The sequence below is a fragment of the Streptomyces mirabilis genome (genome assembly GCF_039503195.1).
Classification (GTDB): domain Bacteria; phylum Actinomycetota; class Actinomycetes; order Streptomycetales; family Streptomycetaceae; genus Streptomyces; species Streptomyces mirabilis_D.
The window spans coordinates 4,449,956-4,467,290 of record NZ_JBCJKP010000001.1 but is presented as its reverse complement, the minus strand read 5'-3'; the positions used below and the strand labels follow the sequence as shown (position 1 = coordinate 4,467,290).

At 70.7% G+C, this 17,335-nt stretch carries 17 protein-coding genes and 3 pseudogenes; 13 read left to right on the top strand and 7 right to left on the bottom strand.

The genetic code is table 11. From position 1 onward, the window contains the following. Positions 1–45 precede the first annotated feature (45 nt). Positions 46–954 carry an RNA polymerase sigma factor SigF gene (locus AAFF41_RS20650; protein ID WP_319749055.1) on the bottom strand — a complete coding sequence of 303 codons (909 nt, stop codon included), beginning with the start codon at positions 952–954 and terminating at the stop codon, positions 46–48. A gap of 250 nt (positions 955–1,204) precedes the next feature. On the opposite strand from AAFF41_RS20650, the gene AAFF41_RS20645 reads away from it, so the two are divergent. The 6 genes and pseudogenes from AAFF41_RS20645 to AAFF41_RS20620 all read left to right on the top strand — a co-directional run bounded on the left by AAFF41_RS20645 (position 1,205) and on the right by AAFF41_RS20620 (position 6,847). Then, a complete protein-coding gene (locus AAFF41_RS20645; RefSeq protein WP_054236877.1) occupies positions 1,205–1,573 on the top strand; it encodes an STAS domain-containing protein in 369 nt (122 codons plus the stop codon). 284 nt (positions 1,574–1,857) lie between these two features. Continuing rightward, the gene (locus tag AAFF41_RS20640) at positions 1,858–2,373 is read left to right on the top strand and encodes an ATP-binding protein (RefSeq protein WP_319748909.1); all 516 of its coding nucleotides are present in this window, start codon (positions 1,858–1,860) and stop codon (positions 2,371–2,373) included. Positions 2,374–2,554: 181 nt separating this feature from the next. Next, positions 2,555–3,274, top strand: coding sequence for an LPXTG cell wall anchor domain-containing protein (locus tag AAFF41_RS20635; RefSeq protein WP_343324395.1), 720 nt, complete (start codon positions 2,555–2,557; stop codon positions 3,272–3,274). Between the two features lie 54 nt (positions 3,275–3,328). Beyond that, a complete protein-coding gene (locus tag AAFF41_RS20630; protein WP_343324394.1) occupies positions 3,329–4,276 on the top strand; it encodes a COG1470 family protein in 948 nt (315 codons plus the stop codon). 26 nt (positions 4,277–4,302) lie between these two features. Beyond that, positions 4,303–5,426, top strand: a pseudogene (locus tag AAFF41_RS20625) (hypothetical protein). A 2-nt stretch (positions 5,427–5,428) separates the two neighbouring features. Continuing rightward, the gene (locus AAFF41_RS20620; protein ID WP_343324393.1) at positions 5,429–6,847 is read left to right on the top strand and encodes a hypothetical protein; all 1,419 of its coding nucleotides are present in this window, start codon (positions 5,429–5,431) and stop codon (positions 6,845–6,847) included. Positions 6,848–7,069: 222 nt separating this feature from the next. On the opposite strand, the gene AAFF41_RS20615 is transcribed toward AAFF41_RS20620, so the two are convergent. Genes AAFF41_RS20615 through AAFF41_RS20605 form a run of 3 tightly spaced genes read right to left on the bottom strand, consistent with a single transcriptional unit; the run spans position 7,070 to position 7,565 of the window. After that, positions 7,070–7,243: a hypothetical protein gene (locus AAFF41_RS20615; protein WP_319748905.1), complete on the bottom strand. Its 174-nt coding sequence runs from the start codon at positions 7,241–7,243 to the stop codon at positions 7,070–7,072. Then, a complete protein-coding gene (locus tag AAFF41_RS20610; protein ID WP_343324392.1) occupies positions 7,240–7,419 on the bottom strand; it encodes a CysS/YqeB C-terminal domain-containing protein in 180 nt (59 codons plus the stop codon). Before AAFF41_RS20610 ends, AAFF41_RS20615 begins: the two co-directional genes overlap by 4 nt. Next, positions 7,416–7,565 (bottom strand): hypothetical protein, encoded by a 150-nt coding sequence (locus AAFF41_RS20605; protein WP_343324391.1) that lies wholly within the window; start codon positions 7,563–7,565, stop codon positions 7,416–7,418. The genes AAFF41_RS20610 and AAFF41_RS20605 overlap by 4 nt, the downstream gene beginning before the upstream one ends. A gap of 20 nt (positions 7,566–7,585) precedes the next feature. Here AAFF41_RS20605 and AAFF41_RS20600 point away from each other — a divergent pair. Next, positions 7,586–7,963 (top strand): annotated as a pseudogene (locus AAFF41_RS20600) (DUF5753 domain-containing protein); the annotation flags it as partial. Then, positions 7,945–8,166 (top strand): DUF397 domain-containing protein, encoded by a 222-nt coding sequence (locus AAFF41_RS20595; protein WP_343324390.1) that lies wholly within the window; start codon positions 7,945–7,947, stop codon positions 8,164–8,166. The pseudogene AAFF41_RS20600 and the gene AAFF41_RS20595, both read left to right, overlap by 19 nt. A gap of 155 nt (positions 8,167–8,321) precedes the next feature. Here the strand turns inward: AAFF41_RS20595 and AAFF41_RS20590 are convergent, their stop codons facing one another. Then, positions 8,322–9,818, bottom strand: coding sequence for an oligopeptide:H+ symporter (locus tag AAFF41_RS20590; RefSeq protein WP_054236884.1), 1,497 nt, complete (start codon positions 9,816–9,818; stop codon positions 8,322–8,324). A gap of 489 nt (positions 9,819–10,307) precedes the next feature. Between AAFF41_RS20590 and AAFF41_RS20585 the strand changes: the two genes are divergently transcribed. Both AAFF41_RS20585 and AAFF41_RS20580 read left to right on the top strand, forming a co-directional pair. After that, the gene (locus tag AAFF41_RS20585; protein WP_018566970.1) at positions 10,308–10,985 is read left to right on the top strand and encodes a response regulator transcription factor; all 678 of its coding nucleotides are present in this window, start codon (positions 10,308–10,310) and stop codon (positions 10,983–10,985) included. A gap of 256 nt (positions 10,986–11,241) precedes the next feature. Further along, positions 11,242–12,522, top strand: a complete 1,281-nt coding sequence (locus tag AAFF41_RS20580; protein WP_097284993.1) for an ATP-binding protein — start codon at positions 11,242–11,244, stop codon at positions 12,520–12,522. Positions 12,523–12,547: 25 nt separating this feature from the next. Here the strand turns inward: AAFF41_RS20580 and AAFF41_RS20575 are convergent, their stop codons facing one another. Next, a complete protein-coding gene (locus tag AAFF41_RS20575) occupies positions 12,548–13,099 on the bottom strand; it encodes a GtrA family protein (protein ID WP_319748902.1) in 552 nt (183 codons plus the stop codon). Between the two features lie 205 nt (positions 13,100–13,304). Here AAFF41_RS20575 and AAFF41_RS20570 point away from each other — a divergent pair. The 3 genes and pseudogenes from AAFF41_RS20570 to AAFF41_RS20560 all read left to right on the top strand — a co-directional run bounded on the left by AAFF41_RS20570 (position 13,305) and on the right by AAFF41_RS20560 (position 16,214). Then, positions 13,305–14,464 (top strand): annotated as a pseudogene (locus tag AAFF41_RS20570) (5-(carboxyamino)imidazole ribonucleotide synthase). Next, a complete protein-coding gene (gene purE, locus AAFF41_RS20565) occupies positions 14,461–14,991 on the top strand; it encodes a 5-(carboxyamino)imidazole ribonucleotide mutase (protein ID WP_075027355.1) in 531 nt (176 codons plus the stop codon). Before AAFF41_RS20570 ends, purE begins: the two are co-directional and overlap by 4 nt. Before the next feature lie 5 nt (positions 14,992–14,996). Continuing rightward, positions 14,997–16,214: a dipeptidase gene (locus AAFF41_RS20560; RefSeq protein WP_343324389.1), complete on the top strand. Its 1,218-nt coding sequence runs from the start codon at positions 14,997–14,999 to the stop codon at positions 16,212–16,214. Here AAFF41_RS20560 and AAFF41_RS20555 read toward each other — a convergent pair. Then, complete coding sequence (locus tag AAFF41_RS20555) at positions 16,154–17,293, bottom strand: alkene reductase (protein WP_343324388.1); 1,140 nt, start codon at positions 17,291–17,293, stop codon at positions 16,154–16,156. The two genes, AAFF41_RS20560 and AAFF41_RS20555, sit on opposite strands and share 61 nt — an antisense overlap. Positions 17,294–17,335 lie beyond the last annotated feature (42 nt).

The window sequence follows — 17,335 nt, the reverse complement described above, 5'->3', positions numbered from 1 at the left end:
GGAGGGGGCGGGGAGCCTCACTCTCCGACCGTCACTCCCCGAGTGTCACTCCTCGACCGTCAGTCCCTTCCGCAGGCGCACCAGCGTCCGCGACAGCAGCCGCGACACGTGCATCTGCGAGATCCCGAGCTCGTCACCGATCTCGGACTGGGTCATGTTGGCGACGAAGCGCAGCGAGAGGATCTGCCGGTCGCGCGAGGGGAGTTCGGCGATCAGGGGCTTGAGGGACTCCACGTACTCGATGCCCTCGAGGTCGTGGTCCTCGTAGCCGATGCGGTCCGCGAGCGCGCCTTCGGAGTCGTCCTCCTCGGGCTGGGCGTCCAGCGAACTGGCCGTGTAGGCGTTCGAGGCGGCCATGCCCTCGACGACCTCGTCGTTGGAGATGCCCAGGCGCTCCGCCAACTCGCCCACCGTGGGCGCCCGGTCGAGCTGCTGGGCGAGTTCGTCGCCCGCCTTGGCCAGGTCGAGACGGAGTTCCTGCAGTCGGCGCGGTACACGCACGGACCAGGAGGTGTCGCGGAAGAAGCGCTTGATCTCGCCGATGATGGTTGGCATCGCGAAGGTGGGGAACTCGACCCCGCGGCTCAGTTCGAAGCGGTCGATCGCCTTGATCAGGCCGATCGTGCCGACCTGGATGATGTCCTCCATAGGCTCGCTGCGGGAGCGGAAGCGGGAGGCGGCGAACTTGACCAGCGCGAGGTTGAGCTCGACCAGCGTGTTGCGCACGTACGAGTAGTCGTGGGTGCCTTCTTCGAGGGACTCCAGCCGCTTGAAGAGGGTCTTGGACAGGGCCCGTGCGTCCACCGGTCCCACCTCGTCGTACGGGGGGATCTCGGGAAGTCCGTCGAGTCCGTCGAGTCCGCTGGTTCCGGGTTCGTCGAGACGCTCCGGGCGTTCCAGAGAAGGTGTCGACGTCGCCGTCTGGGTCTGCGATGCGTCGAGCCGGGGTGACATGGTGTCCTCCATCGTTCTCGGCATATGGCCGCCGATGCCAATGCGTGCACTGCGGTGTGCGGCGCCTCCGAAGCCGGCCGGGTCGAATAGGTGTCGCTACTAGCCCTACCCGCTTTCGCGCGCCGCCCGCAAGTGCGTTGCGTGCCGAAATGTCCATTTTCGGGGGGTTGTTCGGGTGTCGGGGATCGTGAGGAAGGCGTAGTGTTCGAGTGCGTACATCAGCAGTCGCGACGCTCGGGAGAGAGACGGCATGGACCGCCAGACGGTCGGCAGCGCACAGTCGGGCCGGCTTCTAGTCGAGGTGCGGGAAGAGGGCTCAAGCGCCGTCGTGACCCCCGCGGGTGAGTTGGATCACCACACGGCTGAATTGTTGCGTGAGCCACTCGAGGACTGCCTTGACAAGGGGCACTCGCGACTGGTTGTGGACTGCTCGCGACTGGAGTTCTGCGACTCCACCGGGCTGAACGTGCTGCTCGGCGCCCGGCTGAAGGCCGAGGCCGCGGGGGGCGGAGTCCACCTGGCGGGGATGTTGCCGGTGGTGGCCCGGGTCTTCGAGATCACCGGGGCCGAGGCCGTCTTCACCGTCCACGAGACGCTCGATGCGGCCCTGGCCGACTAGCCGGGGCGGTCGCGGCCCCGCCTCGGCATGCCCCGGAGTCCCCCCTGTGGTCGCCGCATCGCCGGCGTCACACGATCCCCGTCGCCCAAAGGGGGTGTTCCGACGGATCGGTCGGGCAGGAGACATCCTGACTATGTCGGCAGCAATCGGTGGGAACGTCGTAGGTGATCATCGTAGATATTCGTCCGGAACGCCCTGAGTGCGGAAGCGCGCGCGGTGCGTACCACATGGTGAGTACTGAGTCTTGAATCGTGAAACTGGTGAATCGGTGAGGTGAAGCGCTGATGAGCACCACCCGGCCTTACTCGCCGGGCGACCGCGGCCCGGAGTCGGGCGACGGCGGCGCTTCCGGGGCGCCTGGGGGCGGCGGCCTGGCCGTCCCGTCCGGGGGGCGTCAGGCCCGCAGACTGAGCTTCGACGGCGAGAGCGGCGTCGTGCCGCTGGCCCGCGACTTCGCGCGCCAGGCGCTGCACGCGTGGGGCTGGCTGCCCGCCGAGAGCGCCGACCGGCGGGCAGCCGCCGAGGACGTCCTGCTGGTCGTCTCCGAACTCGTCACCAACGCCTGCCTGCATGCCGAGGGCCCGGACGAGCTCCGGATCTCCTGCGACAACAAGGTGTTGCGCGTCGAGGTCTCCGACCGTGGCGCGGGCCAGCCCGCCCCGCGCACCCCGCACCGCGCCGGCCGCCCCGGCGGCCACGGCATGTTCATCGTGCAGCGGCTGTGTCTGGACTGGGGAGTCGTGCGCACTCCGGGGGCCACCGGCAAGACGGTGTGGGCGGAACTCGGGGCGCCCGCGTAGCCCCACCCGATCCCGGGTGCGACTCCCACCTCGGGTTACCCGCGGTTCGAACCCTTCTTCGTACGTGGCCGAACGCGCGCCGGATCTCCTCGGATCCGGCGCGCACTTTGTCTTCCCTCCACAAGGCACCGGGCGTACCTTGACGGCCGATCTGATGTTCCGTCAGGAATGAGGCCCCGAGGTGTCGTACCGGACGTACCAGAAACGAACCGCCGCGCTCGCGTTCGCCGCGGCCCTGGCCGGCTCGGCGGTGCTGATGGCCGCCCCCGTCGCCGAGGCCAGCGTGGTGAACGTCAACTACCAGTGCAAGACGCCGATCGGCGACAAGAGCGCCGTCTCGCCCATCGACATCAAGAGCGTCAAGAGCGGCAACGGCTACAAACTCACCATGTCCTGGCAGAAGGGCGTCTCGTCCAGCCCGGTGGAGCTCGGCAAGGGCGCGATGAGCCCGAGCGCCGTGATCAAGGTGGGCGGCGCGGACAGCGGCACGGTGGCCGTGAGCGGCCCCGCCAACGCGGCCGCGATCCCCGCCAACACCCCCATCAAAATCAGTGACTTGTCGGGTACGTACACGCCGGAGAAGACCGGCAAGGTCACCTTCACCGCGGGCGTGCTCACGATCAAGGCGCTCGGCACGACGACCACCTGCACCCCCACGAACAACCCCGGGCCGTCGCTGACCCTCGACGTCACGGCGGCGGGCGGTGGCTCTGGAAGCGGCGGATCCAGCGGATCCAGCAGCTCGGGCGGCTCGACCGGCACCGACTCCGGCGGCCGGCTCCCGCAGACCGGCCCCGCCGACTCGGCGATCGCCCTCGGCACGTTCGGCGGCACGGTGCTGCTCGCGGGCGCGGCGGGCACGCTGTGGCTGACCCGCAGGCATCAGACGACCCGCCGCTGAGGGCCGCCGCGCCTCCGTACGACGGTACGACCGTACGACCAGCAGGAGCCGCCGATGCCGTCCGCCCCCTTCCTCCGCTGTGCCGTCGCCGTGCTGCTGTCGGCCGCCGCCCCGGTGGCCGCGGCCGACGACGGCTGGTCCCTCGCGCCGTCCGCGAGCGCGCCGGGCGGGCGGCCGTACGTCTACGCGGAGGGCGCGCCCGGCACGGTGCTGCAGGACTCCGTGTCCGTGCTCAACCCGGGCGCACGGCCCGTGACCGTGCGGCTGCGCGGCGCGGACGCCGACAACACCGCGGACGGCGACCTCACCGTGCGCGCCGCCGGGAAGTCTACGGACACGGGCGCGTGGATCGCCTTCGCGGGAGACCGGGGCGGCCGCCGGGTCCCGGTGCGCACGCTCTCGCTGCGGGTGCCCGCGCACACCCGGGCCGACGTGCCGTTCACCGTGAGCGTTCCGGCGGGCGCGACGCCCGGCGACCACCCCGGCGCGGTCGTGGCGGGCGCCGGCGGCCGGTCCTCGGCGGTCCGGGTCCAGCTGCGGGTCGGCGGTCCCGCGGTGTCGGCGCTCACCGTCGAGCACGTCGCCGTGCACGGCGGGCGCATCTCGTACGAGCTGGTCAACCGTGGCAACACCGTGCTCACCCCGAAACTCGCGGTACGCGCCGACGGCGTCCTCGGCCGGGCCCTGGACCGTGCCCCGCGCACCCTGCCCCTCGACCTGCTGCCCGGCCGCCGCGTCACGCTCACCGAGCCCTGGCGCGACCCCCCGACGCTGGACGCGGTCGACGTACGGCTGACGGTGACGGCGGCGGGCGGGGCACGCGCCACGGCGTCCGCGTCGGTGCGGTTCGTGCCGTGGGGCGCGCTCGTGGCCACCACCGGGGCGGCGCTCGCGGCGCTGGGTGCCCGGTGGGGCGTACGACGTCACAGGCGTCGTACGACGGACGACGGGACGAGTGAACGGCCGCGTACGGAAGTCGAGTGGACGGGAGCGGTGTCGTGAGCGGAGTCCTGAGCGGCAAGGCGCGGATGTCGGCGCTGGTGGCGGCGCTCGCGCTCGTCCTGGCCCCGCTGGCGGGACCGGTGTCCCCGGCGTCCGCGGCCGGGAAACCCGGCGTGAGTCTGTCCAGGTCCGAGGCGGGGACGGGCGGTTCGATCACCGTGACCGGCAACGGATGGCGGCCGAAGACCCTGCTGATGATGCTGATCTGCGGGCAGGCCGTGCCGTCCCGGGGGGTGATCGGCGGCACCAACTCCTGCGCCAACGCCGACGGCCGGGCCGTCACCACCGACGCGCAGGGCCACTTCAGCAAGGAACTGCCGGTCACCGAGCCGCCCCAGCCGTGCCCGTGCGTGGTGCACGTCGCCACGGTCACGGGGGAGAAGGCGGAGGCCGACGCGATCTTCATGGTCGCCGGGCACTCGGTCGAACCACTGCCCAAGGAGGTGGGCGGGGGCGGCTCTCGGTGCTCACCGACACCCGCCTCGACGGGACGAGCGGGCTGCTGACCTGGTTCGGCGCGCCGCCCTCCCGCGGGCTCGTCTTCACCGTCGGCAACATCGGCACCGCCGCCGTCAAGGACCCCGTCTTCCAGATCGGCACCTCCCACGGCGTGTTCGCGCCGCAGTGGGAGGAACAGGACTGGCGCGGCACGATCGCACCCGGCAAGAAGGCGCAGATCAAGCTGCCGGTCGAGCTCGCGGCCGGGGCGCACGGCGACTACACGGTCTCGCTGCGGTACGGCGGCAAGGTCCTCGCCGAGCAGCCCTGGGGGGTGGGCCGTCCCTGGGGGGTGACCCTCTTCTGGATCCTGCTCGCCGTGGTGGTGCCGGCCGCGGTCTTCCGGGTCGGGATGGCCGTGGTGGACCGGGTGCGCCCGCGCAGGTCGGCGGGGCGGGCGGGGCGCCATCGGGGCCTGCGCCTGCCCGAACTCGCCTCCCGTGTGCCGAGGCCGGTCCCGTTCCGCATGGCCAAGGCGAGCCCGTCCCGTGTGCCCGGAGCGAGCGCGTCCGCGGCCACACCCGTGCCACCCGGCACCGTCATGAACCCGACCCTGCCCTGGTTCACGCCGGACAACGTTCCGGGGACCGCGGCGAACGGTCAGCTCTCCGCACCGCACGACACCGGTCCGACGACGAAGGGGAACACGTGAGCATGCGACGGAGAGTTGTGCCCGGAGGCCGCAGAACGAGTGCGGCCGGGATGGCGCTGATGCTCGGCGGCGCGGGCATCCTGTTGGGAGTGGCCGCGGTCCCGGCGCAGGCCGCCGAGGTGTCGTACAAGACGGAGTGCGTACCGCCCGCGGCCTCCGGCCTGGGCCCCGTCGAGGGCACCACCAAGGTGGAGATCACCGCACCGGCGACGGCGAAGGTGGGCGACGAGATCCAGGTCGTGTGGAAGTTCGTCCAGGCGGCGTCCAAGAATCCGGACCTCATCGTCCTGCCGAAGGACTCGGTCAAGCCCACGGGAACGCTCAAGGCGTCCGGTGCGCAGACCGCGGACATCGCGATGGAGGGGCCGCAGAAGAACCCGGAGATTCCCAAGGGCGGCGACATGGTGCTGTCCGACATGACGGGCAAGGTCAAGCTGACGACGGCGGGTGATGTCACGTTGACCCCGGACGCGTACACCATCACCGCCTACTCGACGGACACCAAGTGCACGCCCCAGGAGGCGGTGCCGGCCGCTGCCACCATCAAGGTGACGGCCGCCGAGGGCGGTTCGACGACCTCGGGCGGCTCGACCTCCGGCGGGACGACCACCTCCGGAGGCACGACGACCGGTGGTGACACCGGCGGCACGACTTCGGGGGGATCCACGACGTCGGGTGGCACGACGTCCGGTGGCACGACGTCCGGTGGCACGACGTCCGGTGGTTCGAGCTCCGGTGGTTCGACCTCCGGCGGCGATGGCGGTCAGACCGACTTCGCCGGCAAGACCGTGACCACGTCGTTCGCCTGCGCCTCGCCCGGCCCCGCCAAGATCGACTCCTCGGCGACGATCAACGCCAAGAAGAACGGCGGGAGTTACGACCTCACGGTGAAGACCGCCAAGGGCGTGATGAACAGCCCCGCCCCGCTGCCCGCGGGCGCGCTGAAGCCCTCCATGGTGATCACGGTCGGCGGCGATGACAGCGGCTCGCTCAAGGTCGAGGGCCCTGCCAACAAGGACGCCCTCAACACGGGCGACCCGGTCTCGCTCGGCGATATGACGGGTACGTACAAGCCCGGAGCGAACGGCAAGGCCACGCTCAGCCCAGGTGATCTGACGATCGTCGTGACGCTGAGTGCCGGATCCGACCCGATCACGATTCCCTGCAAGGCGACAAAGACCGCCGTCTCACTGGAGCTTGACGTCCAGAAGCAGGCGGGCGGCGTCTCCGGCGCGACGACGTCGGGCTCCGGGTCGTCCTCCGGGTCGTCCTCGTCCTCGTCGTCGTCTTCCGGCGGAGGCTTGGCCGAGACCGGCGCGAACGACCACGGCGGGCTTCGGGCACTCGGCTTCGTGGCCGGCACGGCGATCCTGCTCGGCGGAGCGGTCTTCACCTTCCTGCCGCACCGCCGCGTGCGCTGACGCCCCCCCTCGCACCGTCCGCACCCCGAGGTCCGCTTGACCGGGACCCTGGGGTGCGGGTTCGGCGTCGGGGCACGGCACGAGACTGGACCGGCTCCCCACCGGAGGTACGCGCTCAGCTCCGTCCCCCGACGAAGAGCACCGCAAGCAGCACGGACATGCTGAACAGCGTGAGGACCCCGCTCCAGAACGCGTCGTCGAGCGGGGTCCGCCGTCTCCTCCTCACCCGCCGTGCTCCTGCCGCAGATGCGCCCGCATCCGCACGTTCGCGTCGCTCACCGCGCTGTGGTCGAACACCGTGCGCGCCGCGTGGCGCCGCGCGTCGAACTCCCGGCAGGCCTCGCAACCGTCGACGGGAACGGGGGAGCGGCTCACGTCGTACGTCGGCCCGGTCATGGCGTACGCCCCTCTCCGTGTCCGCCGTGCGCCCGCAACTCCCGGTCGCATTCGGCGACCTCGCCCGTGCGGCCGGCCTCCCTCGCGGCCGTCCGCTGGGCGAGCAGCGCCGCGCACACGTCGCAGCCGGCGCCGGACGGGGGCCTGGGCGCCGCCACTGCCGTACGCGCGGTCACGCCGACCACTGCGCGAGCGCCGCCTCGATCGCCCGCAGCGCCGCGGGGGTCGGACGCGCCCAGCCGCCGGGCGGGGTCCAGGGGGAGGAGGTGGTGCCGTGGGTACGGGTGCGGCGGGGGAGTCGGGGGAGGGGCGTGGTGGTCATTGGGGCTCACTCCTTGGTTGGACGCGCCGCCGTTCCGCACCATCCTGTCCGAGGCTGTGCTGCGCACGCCGTTGCGGGACGCCACGGCGTGGAAGGAGCAGCTCGAACACCTAGCGGAGATGACAGAGCGCCCGAACATCACGCTTCAGGTACTGCCCCAGGGTTCCGGCCTGCACGGCTTGGTGAGCACCGACGTGATGTTCCTGAGGCTGCTCGACGGCCAGACAGTGGCCTACACCGAAACCGCCTACCACGGCGAACTGGTCGAAGAAAACAGGGAGGTTGAGCGTCTGCAACGTGCGTACGATTCGATGCGCGACCTGGCGCTGTCCCCGGCCGAGTCGCGGAAGTTCATCGGGCAGATGCTGGAGGAAGCACCATGCGATCCGTCGACCTGACAGCCGTGACATGGCGCAAGAGCAGCTACAGCAACCCGGACGGCGGCCAGTGCCTCGAAGTCGTCGACAACCTCCCCACCCCCAGCCCGCTCGTCCCCGTCCGCGACTCCAAGAACCCCCACGGGCCCGCCCTCGTACTCCCGGCGGCGGCCTGGGCGTCCTTCGTCACGGCCGTACGACGTGACGAGCTGCCCGGCGCCTGAGGCTCAGTGCTCGACGCAGAGGTTGGCCCGGACGTAGGCGACCGCGCGGGCCGTGCGCCCCCCAAGTGAATACCGAAGGTCGCCGGGAAACCCGAAGGGTCGCCGCACCCTTCGGTGCAGCGACCCTTCGGTGGAACGCCAGGTTCAGGCGTGCGTCAGTGGACGTCGCCCATCAGGACCTTGACCTTCTTGCGGTACATCCAGACCGCGACACCGGCGATCACGGCGAGCGTGGCCTCCAGGGCGACGATGCCCGTCTTGTTGAGGTCGACGTTGGCGATGGACAGCAGACCCGTCGTGGCGTCACCGGCGGTGACGGCCAGGAACCAGACACCCATCATCTGGGAGGCGTACTTCGCGGGAGCCATCTTCGTGGTGACGGAGAGGCCGACCGGCGAGAGCGTCAGCTCACCGACGGTCTGCACGAAGTAGATCGCGACCAGCCACATCGCGGCCGCCTTGTGACCACCCTCGGCGATCGTCAGCGGCGCAAGGAACAGGAAGAACGAGGCACCGATCAGGATCAGACCCGAAGCGAACTTGGTCGCCGTGCTCGGCTCCTTGCCGCGCTTGTTCAGCGCCAGCCACGCCCAGGCGAACACCGGCGCGAGCGCCATGATCATGACCGGGTTGACGGACTGGTACCAGGAGACCGGGAACTCCCAGCCGAAGATCGTGTTCTCGGCGGAGGAGTCGGCGAAGATCGACATGGTCGAGCCGCCCTGGTCGTAGATCATCCAGAAGACGGCCGCGGCGACGAAGAACCAGATGTACGCGGACATCTTCGACTGCTCGGCGCGGTCGAGGTCCTTGTCCCGCTTGATGCGCGCGATGACCATGACCGGGATGATCAGACCGGCGATGGTGATCGGGACCAGCAGCCAGTTCAGGGTGTAGTGACCCGAGAAGCCGACGATGCAGTAGAAGACCACCGCGACGGCCGCCCACAGCGCGGACTTGCGCAGCGTCGCGGCCTTCTCCGCGGCCGACAGCGGCGTGGGGACCTCGTGCGAGCGCGGGTTCAGGTGACGGCCGCCGAGCAGGTACTGGGCCAGACCCAGCGCCATGCCGAGCGCGGCGAGCGCGAAGCCCAGGTGCCAGTTGACGTTCTCGCCGACGGTGCCGATGACCAGCGGAGCGGCGAAGGCGCCGACGTTGATGCCGATGTAGAAGAGCGTGAAGCCACCGTCACGGCGCGGGTCGTCCGGACCGTCGTAGAGGTGACCGACCATCGTGGAGATGTTGGCCTTCAGCAGACCGGAGCCGATCGCGACGAGTCCGAGGCCGCCGTAGAACGTGCCGGACGACGGCAGGGCCAGCGTGAGGTGGCCCAGCATGATGATGACGCCCGCGACGGCGACCGTCTTGCGGGGGCCGAGGACACGGTCGGCGAACCAGCCACCCGGCAGGGCGAGCAGGTACACCAGCGACAGGTACACCGAGTAGATCGCGGTCGCGGTGGCCGCGCTCAGGTGCAGGCCGCCCGGTGCCACCAGGTACAGCGGGAGCAGAGCCTTCATGCCGTAGTAGGAGAATCGCTCCCACATCTCGGTCATGAAGAGAGTGGCCAGTCCGCGGGGGTGGCCGAAGAAGGTCCTCTCGGAACCGGGGGTGCCCGGAGTCACCGAGTCCTTCGTCAGGCTGGACGCCATGGTCGTTCCTTGCTGGTCGGGACGCGCTGCTTGAGCGTTACGCGCCCGGTGGGGGCGGCCGGCACCGGCGGGATTCGACCGTCCTTCCCCACGCCCACGGGGAGTCCGCTCCGGATTGCGAAGCGGTGGACGGCGACCACCGGGATCCACGCCCATCGCGCAGTGATGCGCTGGGCCCGGCCACAGGTCATTCCTTTCAAGGCTGGCGAACACCAGCCCGCACATGAAAGAGACCTTCAGCGTCAAGTACGCGCCAAAGGTCCCCTAGTGGTGCTACAGGCGTCTGGTCACCATACGACATCCCAATGCGGCATATGGAAGGACTTGAGACATGGATCACAGGTAATAATGGAACCACGGACACCTATTCGAAGGTGTCAGGCAAGATCGCTTCCCACAGCCGCAGGCAAGAAACCGTAAGGCCCCAGGTAAGAATTACGGTTGGCGATCACACCACAGGCGCTGTCCGCGGCGGACTACCATCACCCCATGACCCGTGTACTGCTCGCCGAGGACGACGCGTCCATCTCGGAGCCATTGGCCCGCGCCCTGCGCCGGGAGGGTTACGAGGTCGAAGTGCGCGAGGACGGACCCACCGCGCTCGACGCCGGAATGCAGGGCGGCGTCGACCTGGTCGTCCTGGACCTGGGCCTGCCCGGTATGGACGGCCTCGAAGTGGCCCGCCGCCTCCGTGCCGAAGGCCACACCGTCCCCATCCTCATCCTGACCGCGCGCGCCGACGAGGTGGACACCGTCGTCGGTCTCGACGCGGGCGCCGACGACTACGTCACCAAGCCCTTCCGCCTTGCCGAACTGCTCGCCCGTGTCCGGGCCCTCCTGCGGCGCGGCGCCGCGGAGCCGCAGCAGCCGCCCGCCACGCACGGGGTGCGCATCGACGTCGAGTCGCACCGGGCCTGGATGGGTGACGAGGAACTCCAGCTCACGGCGAAGGAGTTCGACCTGCTGCGGGTCCTCGTCCGCGATGCCGGCCGGGTCGTCACGCGTGACCAGCTGATGCGCGAGGTCTGGGACACCACGTGGTGGTCGTCCACCAAGACCCTCGACATGCACATCTCGTGGCTCCGCAAGAAGCTCGGCGACGACGCGGCGAACCCCCGCTACATCGCGACGGTACGAGGAGTCGGCTTCCGCTTCGAAAAGAGCTGAGGCCCCGCGGCGGCGGGTGGCGGAGGGACAGGGGGCGGCTCCGGGCGGGCCGGGGATGCGGGGCGAAGCCCCGCCCCAGGGGCGCGGGGAACTGCGCGCACAGCCCCCACCGGCCCGCGGACAGGCAACGACCTCACCTGCACCCCACCCACCCGCGCCGAAGAACCCCGGGTTACCCGAACGCCGTCCCCCGCCCCGGCCGAGCGCAGCGTCAAGGCACACTGGTCCACGTACAGCCACCCGCCCGGAGGACCCCGTGCGTCGCCGTCTCATCCAGTCCACGCTCGCCGTCGTGCTCGTCGTGATCGCCGTCTTCGGCGTCTCCCTCGTGATCGTCGAGACCCGCACGATCAGCAACAGCGCCCAGGAACGCGTGGACTCCGAGGCCCTGCGTCTGGCCAGCATCGTCGACAGCCGCATCCTCGGCGACGAGCACATCAACGCGGAGATCCTCAAGAACCAGATCGCGGAAGACCGGTACGCCGTGATCCGCATCCCCGGCCAGGCCCCCGTCGAGCTCGGCCTCCAGCCCAGCGGTGACGTCATCCACTCCACGGCCAAGGGCGAGGAGGGCGAGACGGTCACCGTCCAGGAGCCCCGCTCGGCCGTGACGCGCGAGGTCGGCCGCACCCTCCTGATCATCGCCTTGGTCGCGCTGCTCGCGATCGTCGCCGCGGTCCTGCTGGCCGTACGGCAGGCCAACCGCCTCGCCTCCCCGCTCACCGACCTCGCGGAGACCGCGGAGCGGCTCGGCTCCGGCGACCCCCGCCCGCGTCACAAGCGCTACGGCGTCCCGGAGCTGGATCGTGTCGCCGACGTGCTGGACGCCAGCGCGGAGCGGATCGCACGGATGCTCACCGCCGAGCGCCGCCTTGCCGCGGACGCCTCCCACCAGCTCCGTACGCCGCTGACGGCCCTCTCCATGCGCCTGGAGGAAATCACCCTCACGGATGACCCGGACAACGTGAAGGAGGAGGCGACGATCGCCCTGACCCAGGTCGAGCGCCTCACTGACGTGGTGGAGCGGCTGCTCACCAACGCCCGCGATCCCCGTACCGGCTCCGCCGTCACCTTCGACCTCGACGAGGTCATCAAGCAGCAGCTGGAGGAGTGGCGCCCGGCCTACCGCAGCGCGGGCCGCGCCATCGTCAGCTCGGGCAAGCGGCATCTGCAGGCCGTCGGCACCCCGGGCGCGGTCGCCCAGGTACTGGCCGCGCTCATCGAGAACTCGCTCATGCACGGGGGCGGCACGGTCGCCCTGCGCACCCGTGTCACGGGCAACCAGGCCGTCGTGGAGGTCACGGACGAGGGCCCCGGTGTCCCCACCGACCTGGGCGCCCGCATCTTCGAGCGCACGATCAGCGGTCGCAACTCCACGGGCATCGGCCTCGCGGTCGCCCGCGACCTCGCGGAGGCGGACGGGGGCCGTCTGGAGATGCTCCAGGCACAGCCGCCGGTGTTCGGCCTGTTCCTCTCCCGCACCCCGCTGAAGAGGCCACCCCTGGTGGACGAGGACGAGGAACGAACGGTCAGATAGCCCCGGCGGGCAGCCCCCGGGGGGCTCAGTTCGCCCGGGCCCGTGCGCGGGACCGTCGAGACTCCGGCTCCTCGTCGAGGAGCGCCTCGGCGCTCTCCAGGACCTCACGCGCCTCGTCCGGGACCGTACGGAACACCCACGTGCGGTACGACCAGAACCGGAACAGCGTCGCGATGCCGATGCCGAGGAACTTGAAGATGTTGCTCTGCAGCGGGCTGTCCCAGCCGAAGCCGTACGTCGCCACGTACAGCACGCCGTTCTCGATGACCAGCCCCACCGCGCTGAACAGCACGAAGAGGCCCATCTCCTTGGTGCGGCCACCACGGTCACGGTCCCGGTACGTGAAGTAGCGGAACCCGATGTAGTTGAAGACGATTGCGACGATCGTGGCGATGACACTCGCCCGTACGACCTGCAGCCCGGTCGCGCTGCGCACCAGGTTGAAGGTCACCAGGTTGACGAGAAGCCCCGCTCCGCCGACTGCCCCGAACTTCGCGATCTCCCGGAACAGCTGGTCGAACCGGCGGCGAACCGCGCTGCGGGGCCGTACGTGAAGCCCCGAAGAAGCACTGCCCATGGTGTCGCCAGCCCCCGTAGGTCGGACATCGGTCGAAAAATTCAACCCAGCCACTCTAACCAGCGGGCCGCCCTCGTGCCTGTGGAGGGCCTCACGGGACCGGAAAGAGCGGGTCACAGCGAGGGAAAACCGGGGCCGTGCCGGGATCACAGCCGGACCGCGGGCACGGAAACCGGCCCCATGGCGCGACCGATACCCTTGCAGCGTGACGTTCCCGGTAGTCGGCATGGTCGGCGGGGGCAGCTCGCTCGTATGACACACGAGGCGGGCATCCCGCTCGGCATCAAGTTCAAGCTCCTCAGTGACACCCCTCAGGATTCCGCGGCGCAGGTCGTCGGCGATGTCGTCATCGGCGACTACCGCGACCTCGACACGCTGCGTGAGTTCGCGCGGGGCTGCGACGTGATCACCTTCGATCACGAACACGTACCCACCGAGCATCTGCGTGCCCTGGAGGCGGACGGCATCCCCGTCCGCCCCGGCCCGGACGCGCTCGTGCACGCCCAGGACAAGGGCGTGATGCGCGCGAAGCTCGACGCGATCGGTGTGCCGTGCCCACGGCACCGGATCGTGACCGACGTCGAGGACGTGGCCGCGTTCGCGGCGGAGGGCCTCGCCGAAGGGGCCGGGGGCGACGGTTTCCCGATCATCCTCAAGACGGTCCGCGGCGGCTACGACGGCAAGGGCGTCTGGTTCGTCCGGTCGATCGAGGAGGCGGCCGAGCCCTTCCGGGCCGGCGTGCCCGTCCTCGCCGAGGAGAAGGTCGACTTCGTACGGGAACTCGCGGCGAACGTCGTCCGCTCCCCGCACGGCCAGGCGGTCGCGTACCCCGTGGTCGAGTCCCAGCAGGTCAACGGCGTCTGCGACACGGTGATCGCCCCCGCGCCCGGCATACCGGACGAGCTGGCCCTCCAGGCCGAGGAGCTCGCGCTGCGCATCGCCAAGGAACTCGGTGTCGTCGGTCACCTGGCCGTCGAGCTCTTCGAGACCACGGACGGCCGCATCCTGGTCAACGAGCTGGCCATGCGCCCGCACAACTCGGGCCACTGGACCCAGGACGGCGCGATCACCTCCCAGTTCGCCAACCACGTCCGCGCGGTCCTGGACCTCCCCCTCGGCGACCCGCGCCCGCGCGCCAGGTGGACGGTCATGGTCAACGTCCTGGGCGGCGACTACCCGGACATGTACTCCGCGTACCTGCACTGCATGGCCCGCGACCCCCAGCTGAAGATCCACATGTACGGCAAGGACGTGAAGCCCGGTCGCAAGGTCGGCCACGTCAACACCTACGGCGAGGACCTGGACGACGTCCTCGAGCGCGCCCGCCACGCAGCCGGTTACCTGAGAGGCACGATCACCGAATGAGCCCCGTCGTAGGCATTGTCATGGGGTCGGACTCCGACTGGCCCGTCATGGAAGCGGCCGCGCAGGCGCTGGACGAGTTCGAGATCCCCTACGAGGTGGATGTCGTCTCCGCGCACCGCATGCCGCACGAGATGATCACGTACGGCGAGCAGGCCGCGGAGCGCGGGCTCAAGGCGATCATCGCGGGCGCGGGCGGGGCGGCCCATCTGCCCGGCATGCTCGCGTCCGTGACCCCGCTGCCCGTCATCGGCGTGCCGGTCCCGCTGAAGTACCTCGACGGCATGGACTCGCTGCTCTCGATCGTGCAGATGCCGGCCGGCGTCCCGGTCGCGACCGTGTCCGTCGGCGGCGCGCGCAACGCGGGCCTGCTGGCCGCCCGGATGCTCGCCGCGCACGACGAGGAACTGCTCACCCGCATGCGGGAGTTCCAGCAGGAGCTGAACGACCAGGCCACCGAGAAGGGCAAGCGGCTGCGCGCCAAGGTCGAGGGCGCGGGCGGCGGCTTCGGCTTCGGCTCCGGGAAGTGACGCCCATGGCCTCCCCCACGTCGTCCGCCACGTCCACGGCATCCCTCGACGAGGCCCGCGCCCTCCTCGCCGACTTCCCCGTCGTCGACGGCCACAACGACCTCCCCTGGGCGCTGCGCGAACAGGTCCGCTACGACCTCGGTGCCCGCGACATCGCCGCCGACCAGAGCGCCCACCTGCACACCGACCTGGCCCGGCTGCGCGCCGGCGGCGTCGGCGCGCAGTTCTGGTCGGTGTACGTCCGCTCGGACCTGCCGGGCGCGGTCGCCGCGACGCTCGAACAGATCGACTGCGTACGGCGGTTGATCGACCGTCACCCCTCCGACCTGCGGGCCGCGCTGACCGCCGCCGACATGGAGGCGGCGCGCGCACAGGGCCGTATCGCCTCCCTGATGGGCGCGGAGGGCGGCCACTCCATCGACAACTCCCTCGCCGTGCTGCGGGGGTTGTACGCGCTGGGCGTGCGCTACATGACCCTCACCCACAACGACAACATCGCGTGGGCGGACTCGGCGACCGACGTGCCCACCGTGGGCGGTCTGTCGGCCTTCGGCCGTGAGGTCGTGCGGGAGATGAACCGCGAGGGCATGCTGGTCGACCTCTCGCACGTCGCGGCGACGACCATGCGGGACGCGCTCGACACGAGCTCCGCGCCGGTGATCTTCTCCCACTCCTCCTCGCGCGCGGTGTGCGACCACCCGCGCAACATCCCGGACGACGTCCTGGAGCGGCTGCCCGCCAACGGGGGAGTGGCGATGGTGACGTTCGTACCGAAGTTCGTCCTTCAGGCGGCGGTCGACTGGACGGCCGCGGCCGACGAGAACATGCGCGCGAACGGCTTCCACCACCTCGACACCACCCCCGACGGCATGAAGGTCCACCGCGCCTTCGAGGAGTCCCACCCGCGCCCCGTCGCCACGGTGTCGACGGTGGCGGACCACCTCGACCACATGCGCGAGGTCGCCGGTGTCGACCACCTCGGCATCGGCGGCGACTACGACGGCACGGCGTTCACCCCGGACGGCCTCGACGATGTCTCCGGCTACCCGAACCTGATCGCCGAGCTGCTGGACCGCGGCTGGTCGAAGACCGACCTCGCCAAGCTGACCTGGCAGAACGCGGTACGGGTGCTGGGTGCCGCGGAAGACGTGGCGCGCGGTCTTCAGGCCACCCGCGGTCCGTCCGTCGCGACGATCGAGTCCCTCGACGGCGACGGGGCCTGAGCGTCCAGGGCGGGGTAGTCGGTGTAGCCGTCCGCCCCGCCCACGTACATCAGGTACCGGTCCCGGACCGGGTTGAGCGGGGCGCCCAGGCGCAGCCGTCGCACCAGGTCCGGGTTGGCCAGGAACGGACGGCCGAGGGCGACCAGGTCCGCGCCGGCCGCCAGCATGTCCCGGGCGGCCCGGGTGACGGCCTCGGTGGTGAGGTCGGTCAGGACCGGGTTGCCGATCAGGACGCCGGGCCAGTCGGCGCGGATCCGCCGGTACACCGTCGTGTCCGGGTCGGCGTGCACGAGGTGCAGATAGGCGAGGTCCAGGTCCTTCAGCCGGGCCAGGAGCGCGGAGTAGAGGGCTTCGGTGTCGTCCTCCCGCACGCCGTTGACGGTGCTGCCGGGGGAGATCCGCACGCCCACCCGGTCGGCACCGATCGCGTCGGCCACCGCCTCGGTGACCTCCGCCGTGAACCGCACCCGTCGCCCGGCCGGGCCGCCGTACCCGTCCGTCCTGCGGTTGGTGTTGCCGGCGAGGAACTGGTGCAGCAGATGCCCGTTGGCCGAGTGCACCTCGACGCCCTCGAAGCCCGCCGCGACGGCGCGGCGGGCGGCCGCGGCGAAGTCGGCGGCGGTGGCGCGGATGTCGCCGCGGGTCATCTCCCGGGGCACGACGGCGGGCCGGTGCCCCCGCGGAGTGAAGATCGTCTCCGGCAGTGGCACGGAGGAGGGCGCGACCGGGGTCAGGCCGGTGGTCGCCGGATGACTGACCCGCCCACCGTGCTGGAGCTGCAGGAACATGTGCCCGCCCGCCGCCCGCACCGCCTCGGTGACCCGCCGCCACCCGACCTCGTGCCGGTCGGTGTGGATCGCGGTGATGTTCGGGTACGTCTGGCCGACCGCGTTCGGTGTCGACGCCTCACCGATGAGCAGACCGGCCGTGGCCCGCTGGGTGTAGTGGGTGACCATGAGGGGACCCGGGGTGCCGTCCGCCTCCGCGCGGTTGCGGGTGAGCGGGGCCATCACGAGGTGGTGGGGGAGCCCGAGCCGGCCGAGCCGGGCCGGGGCCAGGAAGTCCGTCGTCCGTGTCATGACGGTACGCTAGAACTTAACACTGATGTCAGATTCAAGCCC

Bases quoted from the DNA above. Each gene is read 5' to 3' on its own strand.
- AAFF41_RS20650 (WP_319749055.1), bottom strand. From the start codon at position 954: ATGTCACCCCGGCTCGACGCATCGCAGACCCAGACGGCGACGTCGACA.
- AAFF41_RS20645 (WP_054236877.1), top strand. From the start codon at position 1,205: ATGGACCGCCAGACGGTCGGCAGCGCACAGTCGGGCCGGCTTCTAGTC.
- AAFF41_RS20640 (WP_319748909.1), top strand. From the start codon at position 1,858: ATGAGCACCACCCGGCCTTACTCGCCGGGCGACCGCGGCCCGGAGTCG.
- AAFF41_RS20630 (WP_343324394.1), top strand. From the start codon at position 3,329: ATGCCGTCCGCCCCCTTCCTCCGCTGTGCCGTCGCCGTGCTGCTGTCG.
- AAFF41_RS20620 (WP_343324393.1), top strand. From the start codon at position 5,429: ATGCGACGGAGAGTTGTGCCCGGAGGCCGCAGAACGAGTGCGGCCGGG.
- AAFF41_RS20615 (WP_319748905.1), bottom strand. From the start codon at position 7,243: ATGACCGGGCCGACGTACGACGTGAGCCGCTCCCCCGTTCCCGTCGAC.
- AAFF41_RS20605 (WP_343324391.1), bottom strand. From the start codon at position 7,565: ATGACCACCACGCCCCTCCCCCGACTCCCCCGCCGCACCCGTACCCAC.
- AAFF41_RS20595 (WP_343324390.1), top strand. From the start codon at position 7,945: ATGCGATCCGTCGACCTGACAGCCGTGACATGGCGCAAGAGCAGCTAC.
- AAFF41_RS20590 (WP_054236884.1), bottom strand. From the start codon at position 9,818: ATGGCGTCCAGCCTGACGAAGGACTCGGTGACTCCGGGCACCCCCGGT.
- AAFF41_RS20585 (WP_018566970.1), top strand. From the start codon at position 10,308: ATGACCCGTGTACTGCTCGCCGAGGACGACGCGTCCATCTCGGAGCCA.
- AAFF41_RS20575 (WP_319748902.1), bottom strand. From the start codon at position 13,099: ATGGGCAGTGCTTCTTCGGGGCTTCACGTACGGCCCCGCAGCGCGGTT.
- purE (WP_075027355.1), top strand. From the start codon at position 14,461: ATGAGCCCCGTCGTAGGCATTGTCATGGGGTCGGACTCCGACTGGCCC.
- AAFF41_RS20560 (WP_343324389.1), top strand. From the start codon at position 14,997: ATGGCCTCCCCCACGTCGTCCGCCACGTCCACGGCATCCCTCGACGAG.
- AAFF41_RS20555 (WP_343324388.1), bottom strand. From the start codon at position 17,293: ATGACACGGACGACGGACTTCCTGGCCCCGGCCCGGCTCGGCCGGCTC.